Below are 21,907 nucleotides of genomic sequence, written 5' to 3'. Positions count from 1 at the left end.
GCGCGGCGGGGAGCGCGCCAGGCATTGACATCCCGCGACATCCCGCGTGTCGCCGGCTCAACTGCCCGCGGCGATACTGCGCGACATACCGAAAAACGACAAAGGCGCCACGACGCACCCGGGGGTGCTGCACGTGGCGCCTTCGACTGGCGGATCACGAAATCCGTCCGGCAAGGCGGGCACCGATGGGAGGTGCCTTCTGAGAACACATTACATCGATGAGGGCCGAAACCGCAATACAAGGCCGGTGGCCCCTCAGGGGCCGACGCGTCTCAAGTCCTCCCCTTGAAGATCGGCTGATTGCCGGGAATGCACCAGTGGCAACCATTAAGTTGCCCGCATGCTATCTCCATCGCTCGACGACATCCGCGCGGCACAGGAACGCCTTGCCGGCCACCTGCATATCACCCCGCTCCTTTCGTCGCGCACCATTGCGACGCTGGCCGGGGTGCAGACGGCATCGTTGAAATGTGAATCGCTGCAGAAGACCGGGTCATTCAAGGTGCGAGGCGCGCTCAACGCCGTGCTGCAACTCGATCAGGCGGCCCGCGCCCGGGGGGTTGTCACCGTCTCGGCCGGTAACCATGCCCAAGCCCTCGCCTGGTCGGCAGCATCGGTGGGAGTCGCCTGCACCGTGGTCATGCCAGCGATGGCGTCGGAGAGCAAGGCGGCGGCGAGCGCCGGCTACGGCGCGACGGTCATCCGCCACGGAACCAGCGCCGAGGCGTTCGCCAAGGCCGATGAGCTCGCTGCGACGGAAGGGTTCACGCTGGTCCCTCCGTTTGACGACTACGCCATCATCGCCGGTGCCGGCACCGTCGGTCTCGAGATTCTCGATCAGCAACCAGATGTCGACGTGATCGTCGTGCCGATCGGTGGCGGCGGTCTCATTTCAGGAATCGCCGCCGCGGTGAAGCGTGCCAAGCCGGCGATCAAGGTGATCGGTGTGGAACCAGAGGGAGCCGCCGCCATGCGCCGCAGTCTCGATGCGGGCAAGCCGGTCCGCCTCGACGCGCTCCAGACGATCGCCGACGGGCTGGCGGCGCCGTTCGCCGGTCAGGTGACCTATCCGATCGTCCGCGATCTCGTCGACGACGTGGTCCTGGTCTCCGACGCCGAAATCGCCCAGGCGATCTCGGCGCTCCTTTCGCGCGCCAAGTTGCTGGCCGAGGGGGCCGGTGCCGCAGCAACCGCGGCGCTCCTCGCGCATCGAACCGCTATTCCATCCGACGCGCGAGTGGTTTCGCTGCTGAGCGGCGGCAACATCGATCTCGGTCGGCTGAAGGAATTCATCTGATGCCGCCTGTCACACGCTTGTGCGCCGTCATCGCGATCGTCGCGGCTGCCGCCGCACCGGCCGCGAGCCAGCAACCGGCGGGGCTGCAGTCGATCGACGGACATTTCGCACTCAACGGTCAGCCGTTCCAGGTCATCTCGGGCGAGATGCACTATGCCAGGATCCCGCGCGAGTTGTGGCGCGACCGTCTCCGCAAGGCGCGGGCGATGGGACTCAATACCATTTCAACCTACGTCTTCTGGAATCTCCACGAACCGGCCCCGGGCCATTTCGACTTCAGCGGACAGAACGACGTAGCCGAATACATCCGCATCGCCCAGCAGGAGGGGCTCCACGTCATCCTGCGCCCCGGCCCGTACGTCTGCGCCGAGTGGGAGCTCGGCGGCTATCCGGCGTGGCTCCTCGCTGACTCCACGATGATCCTCCGGAGCACCGATCCGCACTTCACCGCCGCAGCGTCGCGCTGGCTCGACCGGCTCGGTCGCGAGCTCTCGCCCCTGCTCGCATCGCACGGCGGACCGATCATCGCCGTGCAGGTCGAGAACGAGTACGGATCATTCGATCACGACACCAGCTACATGGCGTGGCAGCGCGATGCCCTTCGCCATGCCGGATTCGGCAGCGTCCGCCTGTATACCGCCGACGGCGACTATCAGCTGCGCGCCGGCACGCTCCCCGACCTTCCCGCGGTCGTGAACTTCGGCGTCGGCGAAAGCGACAGCGCCTTCGCGCGGCTGGCGCGATTCCGGCCGGGTGCACCGCTGATGAGCGGCGAATACTGGGCTGGATGGTTCGATCAGTGGGGCGGCAATCACGCGCACACCGACGAAACCAGGCAGGTGAGCGAACTCGACACGATCCTGAGCCACGGACACTCGGTCAACCTGTACATGTTCCACGGCGGCACCACGTTCGGCTTCATGAACGGCGCCAATATCGACAACGGCAAGTATCACCCGCAGACGACCAGCTACGACTACGACGCGGCGCTCGATGAATCGGGGCGGCCGACTCCCAAGTACTATGCCTTCCGCGATCTGATCGCGCGCTACACGAAATCCCCGCTGTCGCCATTTCCGGTGACCGACTCGACCGTCGCTGTCGCCGGCTTCGCACTGGCACCGATGACATCCCTCTGGCAGATGCTGCCGAAGCCGGCCCACGTCGACCGGCCGCGTTCGATGGAAACGTTCGGACAGTCATACGGCTACATCCTGTACCGCACGACGGTGCCTGGTCCGCTCGAGGGTGAACTGGTCATTCGCGATGTGCGGGACTACGCGCGGATCTACGTGAATGGTCAGCTGCAGGCGACGCTCGATCGCCGGCTCAACCAGGATAGCGCGGTACTTCGCCTGCCGGCCGGCGACGCACGACTCGATATCCTGGTGGAAAATGGCGGTCGGGTGAATTTCACCAAGGCGCTGCGGGGAGAGCGGAAGGGGATCACCAAGTCGGTCACCCTCGGCGGCCGTGAACTCACCGGGTGGGACGTCTATACCCTGCCGATGAGCAGCACACCGGAGCCCCGCGCTTCCACCGGCACGACGACGGGGCCCGCGATCTACTACGGCACGTTCACCACGACGAAACCGGGCGACACGTATCTCGACATGACTGGGTGGGGGAAGGGTGCCGTGTGGGTCAACGGTCATGCGCTGGGGCGATTCTGGCAGATCGGCCCGCAGCTCTCGCTCTACCTGCCTGGGGTGTGGATCCGGAACGGCGTCAACCAGGTCACCGTCTTCGATTTCGACCAGCCGGCGGCGAATGTGATTCGCGGCGTCGAACACGCCGTGTGGAAGTAACGCCGGCTCAATTTCCCCAGCTGTTGTTGGCGCGATCGAAATCGGGCATCACGCGGCGCGGATCGACCACGGCCCGCCGAACTATCCCCGTCTCCGCCACGCGGTAGTCGAAGCGGGTTCCCAGATTCCACATCTCGACGGGAAGCTTCACTGTCGTCGTCCGGCCGTCGGCGAAGGTGATCGCAAGTTCCGCAGGCATCACCATCGTTCCGCGGTTGCTCAGGTGCACCATCGCGCCACTCGGACCGTTGGTCACGGAATCAACGGCCTGGTCGAGCCGAGCGGTGGTATAGACCCAATCCCGCCAGAACCAGTCGAGGTTCATCCCCGAGGCGTCGCGCATCATCCGGAAGAAGTCGGCAGGCGTCGGATGCCTGAAGGCCCAGGTCCGTATGTAATCGCGGAACGCCGCGTCAAATCGATCCTGCCCCAGGACTTCGAATCGTAACGTCTGCATCATCAGCGCCGGCTTCTGGTAGCCGGTCCAGAAGAGATCGCGGACCTCGGTCGGATTGCTGATCAGCGGTTGCTCGTTCCCCGGGATGGCGTGCTCTGCGCCGAGATGGAGCGGATGGGATTCGATCGAGTCGCCGTACGGCGTGCCTGCGAAATACTTCGCTGCGTTGTGCAGGTCGATGAAGGTGTTGAATCCCTCGTCCATCCAGGGATAGAGCCGCTCGTTCGATCCGACGACCATCGGGAACCATTCGTGCCCAAATTCGTGCGCCAGCGCCCACTGCTGGTCTTCGCGCGTCGGCGAATTCGGCACGAAGGTGAGCATCGGATACTCCATCCCCTCAATGGGCCCCTCGACCGTCGTCGCGTGCGACCAGGGATAGTGGTACCACTGCTCGCTGAAATACTTGATCGTCTCGCGCCCCATCCGGTTCGCTTCGGGCCACTTGTCAGCGGTCAGGCGGTAGAGCGTCTCGATGAGGATGCCGTCGTACCCGCTGGCATCCCAGCGCATCCCGGGCCCGGCAGCGAAGGCGAGATCGCGTACCGAATCCGCGGTGAAGTGCCAGGTGAGCATTCCGATGGCTCTGGGGCGCGACCGCGCGGGATCCGCGGCTTCCGCGGCGCTGATGACGGCGATCGCCGTGTCCGAGCGCCGCGCCAGCGCCAGGCGCGCGCGTTCCGCCGGGGTGAGGACATCGAGCGGATTCTGCAGCTGGCCGGTCGCGGCCACTATATCATCCGCTGGTACAGTGATCTCGGCGTCAAACGAGCCGTACTCCAGATAGAACTCACCGGCGCCGATGTACGGCTCGTGATTCCATCCGTGCACGTCGTCGTAGACTGCCATCCGCGGATACCACTGGGCGATCTCGTAGAGCGGCCCATCGTGGCCCATCCGGCCGCCGCCCTGGGACGGCACGTTGAAGTGCCAGCCCAGCGCCAGATCGATGCTCGCTCCCGGTGCCAGCGGATGCGGAAGATCGACCCGCATCGTCGTCCCGTAGCGGGTGTGGCGGAGATCAGGAATCTTCGCTCCCGCAATTGCCCCGCGCGCGCCGGGCTGCACCTGCCGGAGGTACTCGAGATGTCCTCCTCCGGCGAAGCCCTGGCAGGAGAAGTCGAACGAGCTGCCGAGGAAGACCAGCGGCGGCTGATTGAGCGTGTTGGTGATGCTGGTCGGTTCGCAGAGGTTCTGCTCGACGAACATCCAGAGATACGGAAGCGCATCGGGGGAATGGTTCACATAGTGAATGACTTCACTCCCCCGCAATTCGTTCGCCGCGGGGTCGAGTGTCGCCTTGAGCCGGTAATCGGCGCGTTGCTGCCAGTACCTCGGCCCCGGCCGTCCCGACGCCGAGCGGTACTCGTTGGGCGTGGGAAGGTCGAGCGGGCGGAACGGTGAGGAATCGGCGACCGACGCGCTGCTCCCCTGAGCCAGGAGCGGCGCACCGGCTGCCGAGACGGCGGCAACCGCAAGGATTGCCGCCGCACAACGGATCGATCGCATCGGCGTCACTCAGTCCCCGCCGGCGCCGTTCCCCTTCGGATTGAGGATATCGCCGATCTGGTGATGCACGTCGGCAAGATGAGCCCGCGTCTCGGTATCGGTCGCCTTCTTCTGCGCCGCGACGACATCGCCATCGAGCGTCTTGAGTTCGAGCCGCAGCACCGCCTTCACGTCGTTCGACGCCGGACCGGCTCCGCGGCCGCCACCGGCGCCGCCCCGACCACCAGCGCCGGCAGCCGGTGCCGGTGGATTGAGCTTGTTCTTGATGTTGTCGATATACGAATGCTGCAGCGCGCGGCGATAGGGATCGATCTTGACCGACGGCGCCGACACCTCGGTCCACACGCCGTGGCGGACATCGGCGAGCAATTCGGGAAGTGTATAGGCGTCGGCCGGGTGCATCGTCTCGATCTCGATCATCCGGGCGAGGCGCGCATCCTGGAGCACCGCGGAGAGGGTGCGGGCCTGCGCCGCGTTGATCTGCGCCAGTCCGGAGTTGTCCTCGATCCGGGAGGTGATCGCCGGCACCAGGAAGAACGTCGGCGTCTGGAAGGCGTTCTCGTTGATGAACTTCATGGCGGCACGCTGCTTGGCACCCGACACCGGGGTGAAGACCGCGCCGGGCTGCGAACCGTACTTGTCCTGCGTCTCGATCCCGCCGATGACGTTCGCGACGTGGCTGAGTTCGGTGGCCCACTGCCCGATCAGGCGGCCGTACAGTTCGGTGAGGTCATCGTTGTTCTCGGTCGGCTTGATGGTGGCCGGGATCAGCATCGGCACCAGCCGCTTGATGTTCTTGATGCCGTAGCCGGTCGATTTCACCGGATCGTCGTCGCCGACCGCCTCGGTTTCACGCCGCGGATCGGAGGTGCTTCCGTCGGCAGCGAACCGGAGCCACGGTTGAGTGTCTTGCTCCCGCGCCAGCTGATCGAGCGCGGGGCGTTCCGCGTCGGCCGACGACGCGCTGGGGAGCGGCATGTATCCCCACTGGATGGCGAACCGGTCGTACGGGCCGACGCGCGGCTTGAGATCCTCGAGGGCGATATGATCTTCGGGCTGCGCCGTGTAGTTGTAGCGCGAGTAATCCATGATCGACGGAGAATGCCCCATCCGGTGAACGAACGACGCGCTGTGCACCGAATCCGCCGGGTACATCGCGCTCCCCTTCATGTCGTGCATCAGCCCGATCGAGTGACCGATTTCGTGCGCCACGATCCACTCGAGCCCCTCGCCCATGAGCGAATCGGGGAATGGCAGCGTGCGCGCCCGGGGATCGAGCTGGCCGATCTGGGTCCAGTACCAGTCGCGATTGAGATTCATCACGTTGTGATAGATCTGCAGATGTGCGCTGATGATCTCGCCGGTGCGCGGGTCGGCGGTGTGCGGGCCGACGGCGTTCTCGGTCGTCGACGGGAGCCAGTCGATCACGGCGTAGCGCGCATCTTCGGCCGACCAGTCAGGATCTTCGGCCCTGGTCGGCGCTTCCTTCGCGACGATCCCGTCCTTGAAGCCGGCCGCTTCGAACGCCGGCTGCCAATCGGTGATCGCCTTCTTGATCCACGGCACGATCCACTTCGGTGTTGCCGGGTCGACGTAATAGGTGATCGGCTTCTTGGGGATGCAGAGATTGCCGACACGCTGATCTGAACATTCCAGACGATACCGATTGATGAACGTTCGCGTCTCCGACTTCTGGCTCGCGTGCGCAAAATCGGTGACGCTCACATTGAAGAAGCCGACGCGCGAATCGTACAGGCGCGGCTGCATCGGAATTTCGGGAAGCTTGAGCATCGACCAGTGGACCAGGAAGGTCGCGCTCCCCGTGGCGGCTGCGGCGCCGCCGCGACCGCCGCCTGCATCCGCCGCACCGCCGGCACCGCCCTGATTGATGGTGAGGTCGGTGCGGATTTCGATGTTGGTCGGATACGGAGCGACACTGCTCAGGAAGGTGCGATTCTGGTCGATCGTCCCGCGGTAGCGCGAAGTGATCCCGATTTCCGCCGGCGGATTCTTGTAGAGCGCTGTGACGTTGATCACGGCGGCCGAGTCGGGGCCGTATGCCGCCACCGGGAACGCGGCGATGATCGGCGCGTAGCTCGCCGCTTCGACCGCCAGGCGAACCGGATTGGTGGAATCGCTCGCCACCATTCCGCTCTCCACCCCGCGGAGGAGGATCCGGTGGCCACGCCGTTCCCACCGCACCAGGTGCGACGAGATCATCTGGCCGCCGTAGCCGTCACCTTCCGGAGTCTTCTCGATCTCCGTGGTGAGGAGCATGTCCTTGTTCAGCTCGCTGCGGGGGATTTCGTAGAGGAGCGAATCACCGATCTGGTGGGTCTTGAACAGCCCGGCGCGAGTATGGAGATCCGCTCCGCGAACGACCTGACCGTATGGCTGAGGGTTCTGGTTTGCCCCGCCGCGCCCACCGCCACGCCCGCCCTGCGCCGGAGCGCCGGTCGAGTCGCCGACGGCGACCGTGGCAGCACGCGCGGGAGCTGGCGGCGGTGCAACCGGCGTCGGCGCCGGCTTGGGAGGTGCCTGATGGCAGGCAACGGCGACAAGGCCGGTACCGAGGGCAAGCGAAATGGCTGCACCAAATCGTCTCATGGCACGGTCGGGGTTCGGGTGAATACGGATGGGGCAATTGTCACGGATTGGCCCCAAACGTAGCTCCCCGACCCCGTCGTGCCTATACCTCCAGCCTGTCTCCCGGGCGCGCGGTGCCGACGTAGAGCACCGGCATCAGGAAGACCGAAATCAGCAGCCGCGAAAAGAGCCCGCCGACGATTACCAACGCGAACGGCTTCTGCGAGTCCGATCCGACCCCGGTCGACATCGCCGCCGGGAGGAGCCCGAGCGCCGCCACAAGCGCCGTCATCATGATCGGCCGGAGCCGGTATGATGCCGACTCTCGCGCCGCATCCCGGATGTTCATCCCGCGAAGCCGGAGTTCGTTCACATACGAGATGTAGACCACCGCCGTCTGCACCGAGACGCCGAAGAGCGCCAGAAAGCCGATCCCTGACGACACCGACAGCGGCGTCCCCGTGATCGCCAGCGCCACGATCCCGCCGACCGGCGCCGAGAGCACCACGCCGATGACGGTGATCAGCGGGAAGGTGAAATTGCGGTACAGCGCGAACAGCAGTACGAAGATCAGGATGATCGTCAGCGGCAGCACGAACGCCAGCTGTCCGCGCGACGCCGTGTATTCCTCGTACTCGCCGCCCCAGTCGGCGCGATAGCCGGTCGGCAGCTTCACCTTCGCCGCCACCTGGCGCTGCGCGTCCTGCACCGCCCCCGCCAGGTCACGCCCTTCGACGCTGTACTGCACGCCGATGTACCGCTCGTTGTTTTCGCGGTAGATGTACGAGGCACCGCTCGACACCTGGATTGTCGCCAGTTCGCGCAGCGGCACCTGCTGCCCGTTCGGCGTGTTCATCAGGATTGCGCCGATCTGCTCCGGCGTCTGCCGGAACTGCGGCTGCAGACGGACCACCAGGTCGAAGAGCCGCTCCCCCTGCACCACCTGGGTCACGGCGTTGCCACCAACCGCAGCCGAGATGAGCGCATTCACGTCGCCGGCGTTGATGCCGTACTGCGCAATCTTCGCGCGATCGATCGCGATCGTGAGGCTCGGCTGGCCGAGCTCATGCACCTGCGAGATTCTGGAAATCCCCGGGACGCGCTGCATCACGTCGGCGATTTCGCCCGCCTTCTGTTCGAGGACCTTGAGGTCGCTCCCGAAGATCTTGACCGCGAGTGAACTCTTGAGCCCGGTTTCGGCTTCGTCGACCGCATCCTCGGCCGGCTGGGTGTAGTTGAATTCAATCCCGGGGAAACGGACCAGCTTCTGGTTGATCGCTTCGGTCAGCTCCGCCTTGGTATGGTATGCGCCGTGCCAGCTGGAATACGGCTTCAAACCGACGAAGAACTCCGCGTTGAAGAATCCGGTCGGATCGCTGCCGTCGTCGGGGCGGCCATGCTCGGAGGCGACGTCGGTGACTTCGGGAAACGACTTCAGAATCGTCCGGATCTGCGGGACGAGCCGCGCCGACTCGTCGAGCGAAATCGTCGCCGGCATGGTGGCGCGTACCCACAGCGCCCCTTCGTCGAGGTGGGGCATGAATTCCGCGCCGAGCCCGGCGGCGAGGGCAAGAGCGCCGACGAAGATCGCGACCGAGACGAGGACAGTGAACCGGGGCCGCTTAAGGCACCAGTCGAGCGCCGACATGTAGCGGTCGCGGATCCACTCAAAGACGTTGTTGCGGCGCTCCTTGACCCCACCCCGAAGAATCAGCGAGCAGAGGACCGGCAGGACGGTGAGCGCCAGGATCAGCGAACCGAGGAGCGCGAAAATGGTGGTGTCGGCCATCGGCTTGAAGAGCCGGCCGGACGGACCGGACAGCACGTAGATCGGCAGGAACCCGGCGACGATGATCGCGACCGCGTAGACAATTGGTCGATCCACTTCCGCCGCCGCTTCGGCGAGCACCGTCACCATCGCATAGTCGGTGCCGTGTCGCTTCGCCAGCGAGCGATGGATGTTCTCCACCATCACCACGGCGCCGTCGACCAGAATGCCGAAATCGATCGCGCCGATCGAGAGGAGGTTGGCGGGGATGTGCTTGATGTCGAGACAGATGAACGCGAAGAGCAGCGAGAGCGGAATCGTCGCGGCGACGATCAGTCCCGACCGGATGTCAAAGAGGAAGAAGATCAGGACGACAATCACGAGCACGATGCCGCGCAGCAGGTTGTCTTCCACCGTGCGGGTCGTGAGCGCGATCAGGTCGCTCCGATCGTAGAACGGCTTGATCTTGACGTCCTTCGGAAGCACCGACGTGTTGAGTTCTGTCGTCTTCTTCTCGACCCCCTTGAGCACCGTCTGCGCCTGCTCGCCAGTGCGCATCAGGATGACGCCTTCGACGGCGTCGCTGTCGTTGTTGAAGCCGAAGATCCCGGTGCGCGGTGGACTCCCGATCGAGACGGTTCCGACATTCTTGACGAGGATTGGCGTGCCGTTGCGGACCGCGAGAACGGTGTTCTCGATGTCCTGCGGCGTCTGGAGACGGCCAAGACCGCGGACGTAGTAGAACTGACCGCCTTCGGAGTAGAAACCGCCGCCGGCGTTCCCGTTGCTGTTGCTGAGCGAGGTGATCACGTCGGAGACGCCGAGGCCTGCGGCGGCGATCTTCGTCGGATCGAGGTCGACGTGGTACTCCATCGTCGGCCCGCCGAATCCCGACTCGTCGGCGACCCCCTTCACCGACTTGTACGCCTTGGAGATCACCCAGTCGTCGAGCGTCTTGAGTTCCATCGGCGTGCGATCAGGACTCTGCAGCACATACCGGTACACCAGCCCAGACGGCGAGAAGAGCGGTTCGACACCAGCGCTTACGCCATCGGGCAGGCTCACGTCGGCGAGCCGCTCGAAGACCTGCTGCCGCGCGAAGTATGGATCGGTCCCGTCGTCGAAGGTCATGTCGACCGACGAGAGGCCGAAGAAGGAGATCGACCGAAGCACGTGCAGCCCCGGCGTCCCGTTCATCTCGGTCTCGATCGGCACCGTGATGAGGCGCTCGACCTCTTCGGCCGCCTGCCCGGGCCACTGGGTGGTGATGCTGACGATCGGCGGCGAGAGATCGGGATAGGCGTCGATTGGCAGGTGCGAGAACGACCAGATTCCGGCGGCGGCGAGGGCGCAGGCAGCCACGATGATCAGCAGCGGCTGCGCGAGCGCCGTGGCGACGATGCCGTGAATCATCGATTCCCGCGTCGTCGACGTATCGGGCTCCTCGTGCCCCTGCGTGCTCTGCGGCTCGGTCATTGGTTGGCGGCTTCCTGGAGGAAGAGCGCCCCTTGCGTCACCAGCGAGTCGCCAACGTTGAGCCCGCTGGTCACTTCGTAGACGTCACCGGTGCGGCCACTCAATGCGATTCGCCGGCGATTGAAGCGATTGTTGCCCGCGTCGAGGTAGACGAACGGCAGGTTGTCGTCGTCGCGCAGCACGGCCGAGACCGGAATCACGATCGCCTTGCGCGGTCGCGCGCCGAGAATCTCGACATGGACCAGCATGTTCTGCTTGAGCCGGTCGTGCGCGTTCGGCACCAGGATCCGGACCCCCATCGCCTTGCTGTCGGGATCGACCAGCGCACCGACGTAGTCGATGCGGCCGGGGAAGGAGTCGGCGATCCCCTCAATGCGCACGATGGCGGGCTCGCCCTTGAAGACCGACGCCGCGTCGCCTTCGAAGACGTTCCCGATGACCCAGACTGACGAAAGATTCGCGAGCGTGAACGTCGCCGTCGCTCCAGCCTGCAGCAGCTGGCCCGGCGTGATCAGCCGTTCCACCACCACACCGGCGATCGGCGCGCGGATCGCCGCCTCGGCGCCGGCCGTCGCCTTCCCCTGCCGGATCGCCTCGATCGACGCCGAGTCGATACCGATCGCAGAGAGCTGCTGAACCGCCGCCTCGCGATCGGCCTCAGCCGACGCCAGGTCGGCCTTTGCCTGATCGAGATCGGTGCGGGCGAGCGCATCGTTGGCAAAGAGCTTCTCGTCGAGCGTCTCGATCCGCTGGGCGTTCTTGAGCGCCGTCTCCGACTTGCGGAATCCCGCGATGTCCGCGGCGAAGTCGGGCGACGCGACCGTGGCGAGGATCTCGCCCGCGTGCACCGAATCACCGACGTCGACCGCGAGCCGTGACACCGGACCGGAGATCGACGAAATGACCTGCGTCGACTTGTCGCCGTTGAAATTCACGGTGCCCGTCGTGAGGATCGTCGGGTTGTAGCTCTTCTCCTCCACCGGTGCCGTGATGATCTGGCCGCGTTGCGCGGCGGTCACCGTGACTGCACTGTCGGTCGCAGCGGCGGCAACGGGGGGAGTCTCCTGGTGCGGGCCACATCCGGCGAAGGTCGCGGTCACGAGCGTGATCACGGTCAGTGCCGTGCCGCGGCAGGGAATGCGACGAATCATCGTGAAGCTCCGGTTCCGAACGTCGCCAGCGGAACTCCCGCCGCGCGCTCCAGGTCAGACCGCGCGCTGCTCGCGGCGGCGAGGGCATCGGTGTATTGGCTCTCGGCATCGAGGAGCGCCGAACGGGCCGTGTTGACTTCGAGCGCGGACAAGCCGCCGAGGGCGTAGCTCGACGCGGCGATGCGATACGCAAGGCGCGCCGCGGGAAGGAGCTGGTCGCGGACGTAGGTCGCCTGCCGCAGCGCCGCGTCGGCGGTCGCGTAGGCGGCGCGCACGTCCTGCCCCACGGCGGCAAGGGCGTCGCTGTACGTCGCCTGCAATTCGTCCTCGCGGTAGCGGTCTTCGGCGATCTCTCCGCGGCTGTGATTCCAGTAGAGGATCGGAATCGGAAACGAAATCGCGGTGCTGAGGTATCCCGGTACCGGGTCGCCGAGGAAATCCTTGGAGATCCCGACGGTGAGGTCGGGGGTCCAGAATTCACGGGCGAGATTGGTGGTGGCGTGCGCCCCCTCCTGCTGCCGCTTGAGCGACGCCAGCTCGGGGCGGTGCTCCACGGCGGCGCTCTCGACGATCGCGAGATCGGGAAGCGGCGGCGGGACGATGAGCGAGTCCGCCGTGGTGATCGGCGCGCCGAGATTGCGTCCGAGGAGCCGATTGAGCGAGGAGCGCGCGTTGGCGACGTCGCGTTCGTTGGCAATCAGCTGGTTCTCGACCTGCCCGATCGCCACATCGGCGTTGACGACATCGAGACGCGCCACCGTGCCGGCATCGAACCGCGCACGCGTCTTGGTCGCGAAGTCCTTTGCAAGAGAATCGGCTTCGCGAAGATTGGCGCGATGGCCGAGGGCGTCGAGGAGCGAGTCGTAGGTCTGTGCAGTGGCCGACGCAATCATCTGGTTGACCACAGCGGAATCCGATTCGCTCTGACGAATCCCCGCGGTGCCGATCTTCCCGTTGAGCCGGAACTTGTCGAAGAACGGAACCGTGATCGACGCGCCGACCACCTTGTCGGTCATCCCGCCAATCCCGAACGGAGCCTTGGAGTTGTCCCACTCGGCAGAGAAGGCGGGATCGGGGAGGGCGACGCCTTCGACCTTCCGCGCCCGCGCCTGCTGGGTCTGGGCACCCGAAATCTGCAGCTGGGGATTCGCGGCCAGCGCGCCGGCAATCGCCGCCGCACGCGTAATGCAGAGCGAATCGACCGGACGTGCGGCGCCGCCGGGCCGTACTGGCGTGGGCGCGGTGCACTCCGGGGCCGCGGGCGCCCCTTCGGCGGGCGGCGGCGTGATGGCTGGCTGTTGGGCCACTCCGGCGTGCGCAATCGTGACCAGCACGCCTGCAAGAAGCAGGTATCTCATTCTCTTCCACGGTAAGGGACGCGAGCCGCCCAGCGCGGGCGCGGCTCGACTACTGCTGACGCGTCAGCTTACCTGCGGAGGAGCGCGAGACCGGTGGGAAGAAGGATGATCGCCGCTGAGGAAGATCTCGGCGCGAAATTCCGAACGCCCCTGCTCGGCAAACGCGAGCGTGGGGATCCGGACATTTGACGTGAGTTGGGCGTGGAGCGATTGGGCGATGCAGGCCGGGCAGGTCGTCGGATTGTGCGGCGGTCGGTGATTCTGTTGCGTGCCGATCGCCGCGCCTTGCGACGGAATCGGAATCGCTGCGGTCGCCACGCTCCCGGTCTGCGCATCGTGCACCTCGACCAGCGGCGCAAAGACAATCGCGATCTGCGCCAGGATCGCCACCAGGGCGAGCCCGCGCCGAATCGTTGATCGCATTGCTACCCTGCCGAGGCGAAGCATAGGGAGGTAACGGTAAATACCCTGCCGCCGATGTGGAAGTCGAGCCGTTCCGGCGCGAAACACGATCTCCAGATGATCAGCTGTTGATTCGCGTGATCTTGAGCGTGATCGGGACGGCGGCGAGCGCCTTGGACACCGGGCACCCCTTCTTCGCGTCCTCGGCGGTCCGGTTCAAGGCATCCGCGTCGATTCCGGGGACGTCCGCCTTGCAATCGAGCTCGATACCGGTGATGGCGGGGCCGCTCTCCTGCATCTCGATCTTCACCGTGGCGGTCGTCTCCACACTGCGCGGAACCGACCCCGCCTTTGACAGCGCGGCCGAAAGCGCCATCGAAAAGCAGGCGGCGTGTGCGGTGGCGATCAGTTCTTCGGGATTGGTGCCGGACTTGTCGGTGCCGAATCGCGTTCCGAACGAATAGGAGCCGTTGACCGCCCCTCGCTCACTCCTGACGCTCCCCTTCCCGCTCTTGAGGTCGCCCTCCCAACGGGCAGTTCCGGTTCGTTCCATGGCGGTGCTCCGGGCTGGTGTAGCGGTGAACGATCGCGTCGCCGTGGGTGACGACCGGAAACCGGCGCGGCGCACGGCAGCAGGCCGTACGCCGCACCCGGTACCCCGATTGTTACTTCTTCCCTCTGACGGCCGCGATTCCTGCGACCACCGCCGCAACGCCCGCAGCCGCCGCGGCGAGTGCGCCAGGGTGACTCTTGGCGCCGGCCTTGGCGCGCTTCACGACACGCTTGGCGGCCGCTTCACCAGTCGCCGTCGCCTTCTTCGCGCGGGCGAGTACACTCGCCGCCTTTGTCTTCGAACGGCTCTTGACCGTCCGTGACGCCTTCTTCGCGGACTTGGTGGCTCGCTTCGCCGCAGACTTGGCCACCGCGCCGGCACGCTTCACCGTCTTCTTTGCTGACCGCTTCCTCGTTGCCATCGATGCTCTCCTCACAGGTGGACTGATGAAATCGGACAACGGCAAAAGTATAGATGGCTCGGACGAAATCCGCGCGGCATCGCGCCACGAGATTGCATGAAGGAGGAGTGAATCGTCGACCCTGCTAGACCGCAGGGCTGGTCGCGCCGGCGCCACCCCGGCCGAGCTGGTCCCCGATCACCGCAACCACGATGACGAGACCAAGCGCGATCTTCTGCACGTACGGATCGACGTTGGCGAGGTTGAGGCCGTTGGTGAGCACGCCGATGAACACCGTCCCCGACAGCGTGCCGGCGACGGTGCCGCGCCCGCCGGTGAGCGACGTCCCACCGACCACACAAGCCGCGATCACGTCGAGCTCGTACTGCACCCCGGCACTGGGCACCCCCGCTCCCAGCCGCGAGGCGAGGGTCAGCCCGGCGAGCCCGGCGAGCAAGCCGTTCAGCACATAGACGAGCCACGTCACGAACCGCGTGTTGATCCCGGCGAGCCACGCCGCTTCGACATTGCCGCCCACTGCATAGGAGTGCCGGCCGAAGACCGTTCGCTTGAGAATGAACGCCCCGGCGATCATCACCACCGCCATCGCGATCACTGGCGCCGGGATCCCCGCGACCACTGACCGGCCGAGCCATCCGAAGCGATCGGGGAGATCGCCGTGGCTCCTGCCGCCGGAAATGAGGAACGCGAGACCGCGGGCGGCGGTGAGCATCGCCAGCGTCGCCACGAATGCGGGGACCCGCAGGTACGCGACGAGCGTCCCGTTCACCAGACCGGTCAGCACGCCGGCCCCGAGCGCGGCGATCAACGGGATCAGCACCGCCGAGCCGGTCGATTCGGCGGCCATCGCGGCGGCAACACCGGTGAGCGCGATCACCGAGCCAACGCCGAGATCGATTCCGCCCGTCACCATCACGACCGTCATGCCGACGGCGAGAATCCCGGTGACGGCGATGCTGAGCGCAATGTTGATCAGGTTCTGCAGCGAGAGGAATCCCGGCGCGATCGTGGCGAACACCGCCGCCATCACGATCGTGACGCCGACGAGGGCGTACTCGGCAATCTGCTGCCAGCGAGAGGCCGATCGGCTCATGCGGCGCGTTCCTCGCCCAGGATGAGCCGGGCGACGCGATCGGCGGAGGCGTCGCGCCGCGCCAATTCACCGACGGTTCGCCCTTCGCGCATCACGATCACCCGATCCGCCATCCCGATCGCCTCGGGGAGTTCCGACGAGATCATCACGATCGCGGCGCCCTCCCGGGTCAGCTGTCGCATCAGGGCGTAGATCTCGGCCTTGGCACCGACATCGACCCCTCGAGTTGGTTCATCAAAGAGCAAGACCGAACAGTTGGCGAGCATCCAGCGCGCCACCACGACCTTCTGCTGGTTTCCGCCGGAGAGGAGCCGGACTTCCTGCTCCGGCGACGCGGCCTTGATCGACAGGCCGTCGATCCATCGGCGCACCGCGGCGTCTTCGGCGCGCTGCTTCACCACACCGAACGCGGCGACGCGATCGAGGGTGGCGAGCATCATGTTGTCGCGCGTCGAGGCGATGAGGTTGAGCGCCTGCCGCTTTCGGTCTTCGGGGATCAGCGCCACTCCGGCGGCGATGGCATCGCGCGGGGTGCGCGGGGCATACGGCTCGCCGCGGAGCGTCATCGTTCCCGCCGTCACCCGTGCCGCGCCGAAGATCGCACGGACCAGCTCCGTCCGCCCGGCGCCGACGAGTCCGGCGAGCGCCACGGTCTCGCCGGCATGCACCGTCAGCGATGCGTCGCGAACGATGCCGCTGCGCACGTTGGCGACGCGAAGGACCTCGGCGCCGATCGTACCCACCGGCTCGGGAAAGGTTTCGGCGAGTTCGCGTCCCACCATCTGGCGCACCACGTCGGGACGCGAGATGGCGGCAGCCGCCGAGCTCGATATCAACCTGCCGTCGCGCAGGACGGTGATCCGGTCGGCAATCTCGAAGACCTCATCGAGCCGGTGCGAGACAAACACAATGGCAACGCCTTCGGCGCGAAGCTGCCGCAGCAGCGCCAGGAGCACGCCGGTCTCGTCGTGCGACAGGATCGCCGTCGGCTCGTCGAGAACCAGCACGGAGACCTGGTGGACCATCGCCTTGGCGATCTCCGCCATCTGCTGCGATGCCAGCGAAAGGGTACCGATCGGCGCGTCGATGTCGAGATCATGCTGCCCTAGACGCTCTAATGAAGCGCGCGCGGTCGCCCGCTGCGCCGCGCGCCTGATCACGCCCTGCGATGCCGGTTCCGATCCAAGCACGATGTTCTCGGCGACCGTGAGTTCGGGGACGAGTGCGAGTTCCTGGTGAATCATCCGGATGCCGAGCGCCTGGGCCGCGTGCGGTGAATCGAAGCGGATCGGCGTGCCGTCGATGAGGAGGGTGCCGGCGTCGGGCGCCACCGCACCGGAGAGGAGCTTCATCAGCGTCGATTTGCCGGCGCCATTCTCGCCGACCACCGCGTGAATCTCACCGCCCTTGAAGTCGACGTCGACGCCGTCGAGCGCCAGTACGCCGGGATAGCGACGCGTCAGGCCGCGCGCGGACAGCTCCACGGCTCAGGGATTCCGCGGAGCGGTCGCCTTCACCGAGTCGGCGTCGACGATCCGCACCGGCACCGCGATGCGCGCCGCCGGCTTCTGCCCCGAGAAGTTGGCTGCGATGGCGTCGATGGTACTCGAGCCGATCACCGACGGCTGCTGCGCCACGTCGGCCTTGAGATCGGTCCCGCCGGAGATCGCCTTCTGGGCTTCGGCCGACGCATCGTAGCCGACGATCGCCAGCTTGTCGTTGTGATGCGACTGGGCGCTGGAGAGGACGCCCAGCGCCGATTCGTCGTTGATGGCGAAGACTCCGGCAAGTCCCGGATGCGCCTGCAGCATGTCGTCGGCAGCCTTGAGCGAGCGGTCGCGCTTCCCTTCACCGCTGAGCGAGGCGACGAGATGAATGCCGGGGTATTTCTGCAGCTCGTCGGTAAACCCGGCCTGCCGGTCGATCGTCGATTGCACTTCCGGCTCGGTCACGATGCCGACGTCGCCCTTCTCGCCGATGGTGTGAGCGAGAAAGTCGGCGGCGAGGCGCCCTCCGGCGACATTGTCCGACGCGATGTGCGACACGACCTGCCCGCCTTCGGCCGCGATATCGGCAGTGAAGACCGGAATGCCGGCGGCGTTGGCCTTGGCGATCGCGGGGCCGATCCCTCGCGTATCGACTGGACAAACCACGATGGCGTCAACATGTTGCACGATGAAGTTGTCGATCTGCGATTGCTGCTTGGCGAGGTCGAAATCGCCGGATGTGACGATGAGCTTGTAGCCGTGCGCGTCGGCTGCCTTCTGCAACCCCTCCTTCAGCTGCCGGTAGAATTCATCCTGCTGCGTCAGGAGCGTGACGCCGATCGTTTTCGTTGCCGGCTTGCCGGAGTGACACGCCGCGACGAGCGCCGTGCTCAACAAAGTGATCGCCCGAAGAGGAACGCCGTGAGTGCGCATGAAGGAGTTCACGGTTGAAGTGAAGCGGCGAATGGACCGCCACGCCGTCGGATGTTGACTCGAACCAGAGAAGGATAGCCTGCCGATGCCTGCCCTGCGGAATGCCGTCCGCCACGTCGCACTGTTGGCCGCCACCGTCCTCGGCGCGCCCCCGCTCGCCGGCCAGGCCACGACGGCGCACCCGCCGCACCGTGCCTCGACCGATGCCACCAGGACGCATCGCGATCTGACCACCCAGCCGACGCTCTACACGGTGGGATACGCGCATCTCGACACCGAGTGGCGCTGGGAGTATCCGCAGGTCATCTCGGAATATCTCCCCAATACGATGCACGACAACTTCGCCCTCTTCGAGAAGTATCCGGCGTACGTGTTCAACTTCAGCGGCGCCAATCGCTATCGGCTGATGAAGGAGTACTGGCCGCAGGACTACGCGAAGATGGCGGCGTACATCAAGGCCGGGCGCTGGTTCCCCGCCGGGTCGTCGATGGAAGAGGGCGATGTCAACGCACCCTCGGCAGAAGCGATCCTTCGGCAATTCCTCTACGGCAACGAGTACTTCCAGAAGGAGTTCGGCGTCACCAGCAAGGAGTTCATGCTCCCGGACTGCTTCGGATTCCCGTGGTCGCTTCCCGAATTGCTGGCCCACGCCGGACTCAAGGGCTTCTCGACGCAGAAGCTGGTATGGGGCTCATCGGTCCCCGACCAACCGACCACGCCGTTCGGCGAGAACGGTCAGGGGATTCCGTTCAACGTCGGCGTGTGGGTGGGACCCGATGGGAGCAGCGTCGTTGCGGCACTCAACCCCGGGACGTACAGCGGGAGTGTCCACGACGATCTCGCCACGGCAACTGCCCTCGACAACCGTCCCACCGGACGCGGCGCGCAGGCCCAGACATTTCTGGCACGCCTCAACGAGGACAAGGCGAAGCTCGGCATCATGGCCGACTACCACTACTACGGCACCGGTGACGTCGGCGGCTCGCCGACGGACAGCTCGGTGATGTGGATCCAGCGCTCGGTCCAGGACACGGCCGGTCCGATCAAGGTGATCTCCTCGCGCGCCGACCAGTTCTTCCTTGACCTCACGCCGACAGAGATCGCGAAGTTGCCGCGCTACTCCGGCGAGATGGAGCTGCAGAACCACTCCGCTGGTTCGCTCACTTCCGAAGCATACCAGAAGCGCTGGATCCGTCAGAACGAGATCCTCGCGGATGCGGCCGAGAAGGCATCGATCGCCGCGCAGTGGCTGGGCGGGCCGGCGTATCCGGCGGCGCGGCTCGACAACGCCTGGACGTTGATGCTCGGTGACCACTTCCACGACATCGCAGCGGGGACCGCGACGCCGAAAGCATATGAGTTCGCCTGGAACGATGACGTGATCGCGATGAATACCCTGGCCGATGTCATCACCAGCGGAACGAGCTCGGTGGCATCGGCGCTGAATACCCAGGTCGCCGGAACGCCGGTGGTGGTGTACAACCCGCTCAACATCGCGCGGACGGACCTGGTGACGGCGACTGTGCCGGCGACTGGCAACGCGACTGGAGTCGTGGTGCACGATCAACGGGGCACCGTGGTTCCCGCCGATCTCGTCTCGCACACCGACACGTCGGCGACGGTCACATTCATCGCCCACGTCCCGTCGGTCGGCTTTGCGATCTACGGCGTCAACACCGCGGCGACAGCTGCGGCACCGCCGACCGAGCTCCACGTCGACGATCGTTCGCTCGAGAATGCCCGGTACAAGGTGCGGATCGACGACAACGGCGATATCGCGTCGGTGTTCGACAAGACGGTCAACCGCGAACTTCTCTCGGCGCCGATCCGTCTGGCGCTGCTGCACGATGATCCGGCACAGTGGCCGGCGTGGAACATGGATTTTGCCGACGAACAGGCGGCGCCGCGCGGGTACGTCTCCGGTCCAGCAACGATCCGCGTGACCGAACGCGGTCCGGCCCGCGTCGCGATCACGATCGATCGGAGCGTCGACTCGTCGCACTTCGAACAGACGGTTTCGCTGGGAGCGGGCGACGCGGGCAACCGGGTCGAAGTGGCCAACGTGATCGACTGGCGGATGCCGGCAACTGCGCTCAAGGCGACCTTCCCGTTCACCGCAACCGACAGCGCTGCCACGTACAACTGGGATGTCGGAACGATGAAGCGCGGCAACGAATACGACCGGAAGTTCGAGGTCCCGTCGCATCAGTGGATCGACCTCACCGACAAGAGCGGGTCGTTCGGCACGACCATCCTCACCGACGACAAGAATGGATCCGACAAGCTCAACGACAACACCATCCGGCTGACGCTGATCCGGACTCCCGGATCGCGCGGCGGGTACACCGACCAGGCGTCACAGGATTTCGGACACCACGAGTTCCGGTACGGGATCGCCGGCCACAGTGGCGACTTCCGCGCGGGACAGACCGATTGGCAAGGATGGCGGCTCAACACGCCGATGATGGCGTTTGCCACCACGAAGCATGCGGGCCGCGCAGGCAGCGAGCTCTCGCTGCTCAAGGTCAGCGACCCGCGGGTCCGGGTCATGGCGCTCAAGAAGGCCGAAGCAAGCAACGAGCTCATCGTGCGGATCGTCGAGCTCGACGGGAAGGCTCATTCGAACGTGCAGCTTTCGTTCGCGGGACCAGTCACTGCCGCCCGCGAAGTGAACGGCCAGGAACAGCCGCTCGGTGCGGCGACGGTGCGCGGCGGGGCGCTGGTGACATCGATCAAGCCATTCGCGATCCGGTCATTCGCCGTCACCGTTGCGCCGGCACCAATCCGCATCGTGCCGCAACGCTCGGCGCCGGTAGCACTGACCTATGACCGATCGGTGACGTCGCGCGACGCGCAGCACTCGGTCGGTGGATTTGCCGCAGACGGAAGCGCGCTGCCGGCGGAGATGCTTCCGGCGTCACTCGACTATGACGGCGTGCGCTTCCACCTGGGCCCGACTGCCGGTGCCGGCTCCCTCGATGCCGTCACGGCGAAGGGACAGACGATTTCTCTCCCCGCGGGGAATTGGACGCGGGTGTACATCCTCGCGGCATCGGACGACGGCGACCAGACGGCGACATTCCGCGCTGGCAACCTGAGCCGGACGTTCGATATCGAGGATTGGGGCGGCTACATCGGACAGTGGGACTATCGCACGATGAAGCGGATTCCGGGGCCGCCACCGACGCCGCAGCAACTCGCTGCCCAGGCCGCGGGGCAACGACGCGCCGATTCGGTGCGCCGGGTGCGCATCGACTCCGTCCTCAAGGCCGGCGGCGACACGTCGAAGGTTCCGCGCGGTCGCGGTCGCGGCAACCAGGGACCGCGGATGATCGACGCGATGGATCATCTCAATCCGGGATTCATCAAGCCGGCCGACATCGCCTGGTTCGCGTCGCACCACCACGACGCGGCCGGCGCCAATCAGTTCTACTCGTACTCGTATCTCTTCGCCTATCCGATCGATATCCCGGCGGGGACGAAGACGATCACGCTCCCCGACAACGACAGGGTCCGGGTGATGGCGATGACGGTATCCAACCCGGCGAGCACGGTGACTCGCGCCGCCCCGCTGTATGACACGCTGGGACGAACGGCGCCCTGACAAG

Annotated in this window: 14 protein-coding genes; 3 read left to right on the top strand and 11 right to left on the bottom strand. The window is 65.8% G+C overall.

Annotated elements, in window-relative coordinates; genetic code table 11:
* Nucleotides 1–340 precede the first annotated feature (340 nt).
* Nucleotides 341–1,297 carry a threonine/serine dehydratase gene (locus VGM20_07965; protein HEY4100797.1) on the top strand — a complete coding sequence of 319 codons (957 nt, stop codon included), beginning with the start codon at nucleotides 341–343 and terminating at the stop codon, nucleotides 1,295–1,297.
* On the top strand, nucleotides 1,297–3,105 hold the full coding sequence (locus tag VGM20_07960; protein ID HEY4100796.1) for a glycoside hydrolase family 35 protein: 1,809 nt from the start codon (nucleotides 1,297–1,299) through the stop codon (nucleotides 3,103–3,105). Before VGM20_07965 ends, VGM20_07960 begins: the two co-directional genes overlap by 1 nt.
* Before the next feature lie 7 nt (nucleotides 3,106–3,112).
* On the opposite strand, the gene VGM20_07955 is transcribed toward VGM20_07960, so the two are convergent.
* The 11 genes from VGM20_07955 to VGM20_07905 form a co-directional block, all read right to left on the bottom strand.
* Complete coding sequence (locus VGM20_07955; GenBank protein HEY4100795.1) at nucleotides 3,113–5,071, bottom strand: M1 family metallopeptidase; 1,959 nt, start codon at nucleotides 5,069–5,071, stop codon at nucleotides 3,113–3,115.
* Between the two features lie 9 nt (nucleotides 5,072–5,080).
* Nucleotides 5,081–7,678: a zinc-dependent metalloprotease gene (locus VGM20_07950; GenBank protein ID HEY4100794.1), complete on the bottom strand. Its 2,598-nt coding sequence runs from the start codon at nucleotides 7,676–7,678 to the stop codon at nucleotides 5,081–5,083.
* An 82-nt stretch (nucleotides 7,679–7,760) separates the two neighbouring features.
* Nucleotides 7,761–10,901, bottom strand: coding sequence for a CusA/CzcA family heavy metal efflux RND transporter (locus tag VGM20_07945; GenBank protein HEY4100793.1), 3,141 nt, complete (start codon nucleotides 10,899–10,901; stop codon nucleotides 7,761–7,763).
* Nucleotides 10,898–12,052, bottom strand: a complete 1,155-nt coding sequence (locus tag VGM20_07940) for an efflux RND transporter periplasmic adaptor subunit (protein ID HEY4100792.1) — start codon at nucleotides 12,050–12,052, stop codon at nucleotides 10,898–10,900. Before VGM20_07940 ends, VGM20_07945 begins: the two co-directional genes overlap by 4 nt.
* A complete protein-coding gene (locus VGM20_07935; protein HEY4100791.1) occupies nucleotides 12,049–13,410 on the bottom strand; it encodes a TolC family protein in 1,362 nt (453 codons plus the stop codon). The genes VGM20_07940 and VGM20_07935 overlap by 4 nt, the downstream gene beginning before the upstream one ends.
* A gap of 63 nt (nucleotides 13,411–13,473) precedes the next feature.
* The gene (locus tag VGM20_07930) at nucleotides 13,474–13,833 is read right to left on the bottom strand and encodes a hypothetical protein (GenBank protein HEY4100790.1); all 360 of its coding nucleotides are present in this window, start codon (nucleotides 13,831–13,833) and stop codon (nucleotides 13,474–13,476) included.
* A 100-nt stretch (nucleotides 13,834–13,933) separates the two neighbouring features.
* On the bottom strand, nucleotides 13,934–14,365 hold the full coding sequence (locus tag VGM20_07925) for an OsmC family protein (protein HEY4100789.1): 432 nt from the start codon (nucleotides 14,363–14,365) through the stop codon (nucleotides 13,934–13,936).
* A 112-nt stretch (nucleotides 14,366–14,477) separates the two neighbouring features.
* Nucleotides 14,478–14,786, bottom strand: coding sequence for a hypothetical protein (locus VGM20_07920; GenBank protein ID HEY4100788.1), 309 nt, complete (start codon nucleotides 14,784–14,786; stop codon nucleotides 14,478–14,480).
* Between the two features lie 124 nt (nucleotides 14,787–14,910).
* Entirely contained in the window at nucleotides 14,911–15,879 is a 969-nt protein-coding gene (locus VGM20_07915; GenBank protein ID HEY4100787.1) for an ABC transporter permease, read from the bottom strand.
* Nucleotides 15,876–17,363, bottom strand: a complete 1,488-nt coding sequence (locus VGM20_07910) for a sugar ABC transporter ATP-binding protein (protein HEY4100786.1) — start codon at nucleotides 17,361–17,363, stop codon at nucleotides 15,876–15,878. Before VGM20_07910 ends, VGM20_07915 begins: the two co-directional genes overlap by 4 nt.
* Before the next feature lie 3 nt (nucleotides 17,364–17,366).
* Nucleotides 17,367–18,260, bottom strand: a complete 894-nt coding sequence (locus tag VGM20_07905; GenBank protein HEY4100785.1) for a substrate-binding domain-containing protein — start codon at nucleotides 18,258–18,260, stop codon at nucleotides 17,367–17,369.
* A gap of 124 nt (nucleotides 18,261–18,384) precedes the next feature.
* Between VGM20_07905 and VGM20_07900 the strand changes: the two genes are divergently transcribed.
* A complete protein-coding gene (locus VGM20_07900) occupies nucleotides 18,385–21,903 on the top strand; it encodes a glycoside hydrolase family 38 C-terminal domain-containing protein (protein HEY4100784.1) in 3,519 nt (1,172 codons plus the stop codon).
* Nucleotides 21,904–21,907: the final 4 nt, after the last annotated feature.

Source organism: Gemmatimonadales bacterium (assembly GCA_036500345.1).
Classification (GTDB): Bacteria; Gemmatimonadota; Gemmatimonadetes; order Gemmatimonadales; family GWC2-71-9; genus Palsa-1233.
This window is presented reverse-complemented; position numbering and strand designations above follow the sequence as displayed.

Excerpts from the sequence above, each read along its gene's own strand:
- VGM20_07925 (HEY4100789.1), bottom strand. The coding sequence starts at position 14,365 with ATGGAACGAACCGGAACTGCCCGTTGGGAGGGCGACCTCAAGAGCGGG.
- VGM20_07945 (HEY4100793.1), bottom strand. The coding sequence starts at position 10,901 with ATGACCGAGCCGCAGAGCACGCAGGGGCACGAGGAGCCCGATACGTCG.
- VGM20_07965 (HEY4100797.1), top strand. The coding sequence starts at position 341 with ATGCTATCTCCATCGCTCGACGACATCCGCGCGGCACAGGAACGCCTT.
- VGM20_07935 (HEY4100791.1), bottom strand. The coding sequence starts at position 13,410 with ATGAGATACCTGCTTCTTGCAGGCGTGCTGGTCACGATTGCGCACGCC.
- VGM20_07960 (HEY4100796.1), top strand. The coding sequence starts at position 1,297 with ATGCCGCCTGTCACACGCTTGTGCGCCGTCATCGCGATCGTCGCGGCT.
- VGM20_07930 (HEY4100790.1), bottom strand. The coding sequence starts at position 13,833 with ATGCGATCAACGATTCGGCGCGGGCTCGCCCTGGTGGCGATCCTGGCG.
- VGM20_07920 (HEY4100788.1), bottom strand. The coding sequence starts at position 14,786 with ATGGCAACGAGGAAGCGGTCAGCAAAGAAGACGGTGAAGCGTGCCGGC.
- VGM20_07915 (HEY4100787.1), bottom strand. The coding sequence starts at position 15,879 with ATGAGCCGATCGGCCTCTCGCTGGCAGCAGATTGCCGAGTACGCCCTC.
- VGM20_07955 (HEY4100795.1), bottom strand. The coding sequence starts at position 5,071 with ATGCGATCGATCCGTTGTGCGGCGGCAATCCTTGCGGTTGCCGCCGTC.
- VGM20_07900 (HEY4100784.1), top strand. The coding sequence starts at position 18,385 with ATGCCTGCCCTGCGGAATGCCGTCCGCCACGTCGCACTGTTGGCCGCC.
- VGM20_07950 (HEY4100794.1), bottom strand. The coding sequence starts at position 7,678 with ATGAGACGATTTGGTGCAGCCATTTCGCTTGCCCTCGGTACCGGCCTT.
- VGM20_07940 (HEY4100792.1), bottom strand. The coding sequence starts at position 12,052 with ATGATTCGTCGCATTCCCTGCCGCGGCACGGCACTGACCGTGATCACG.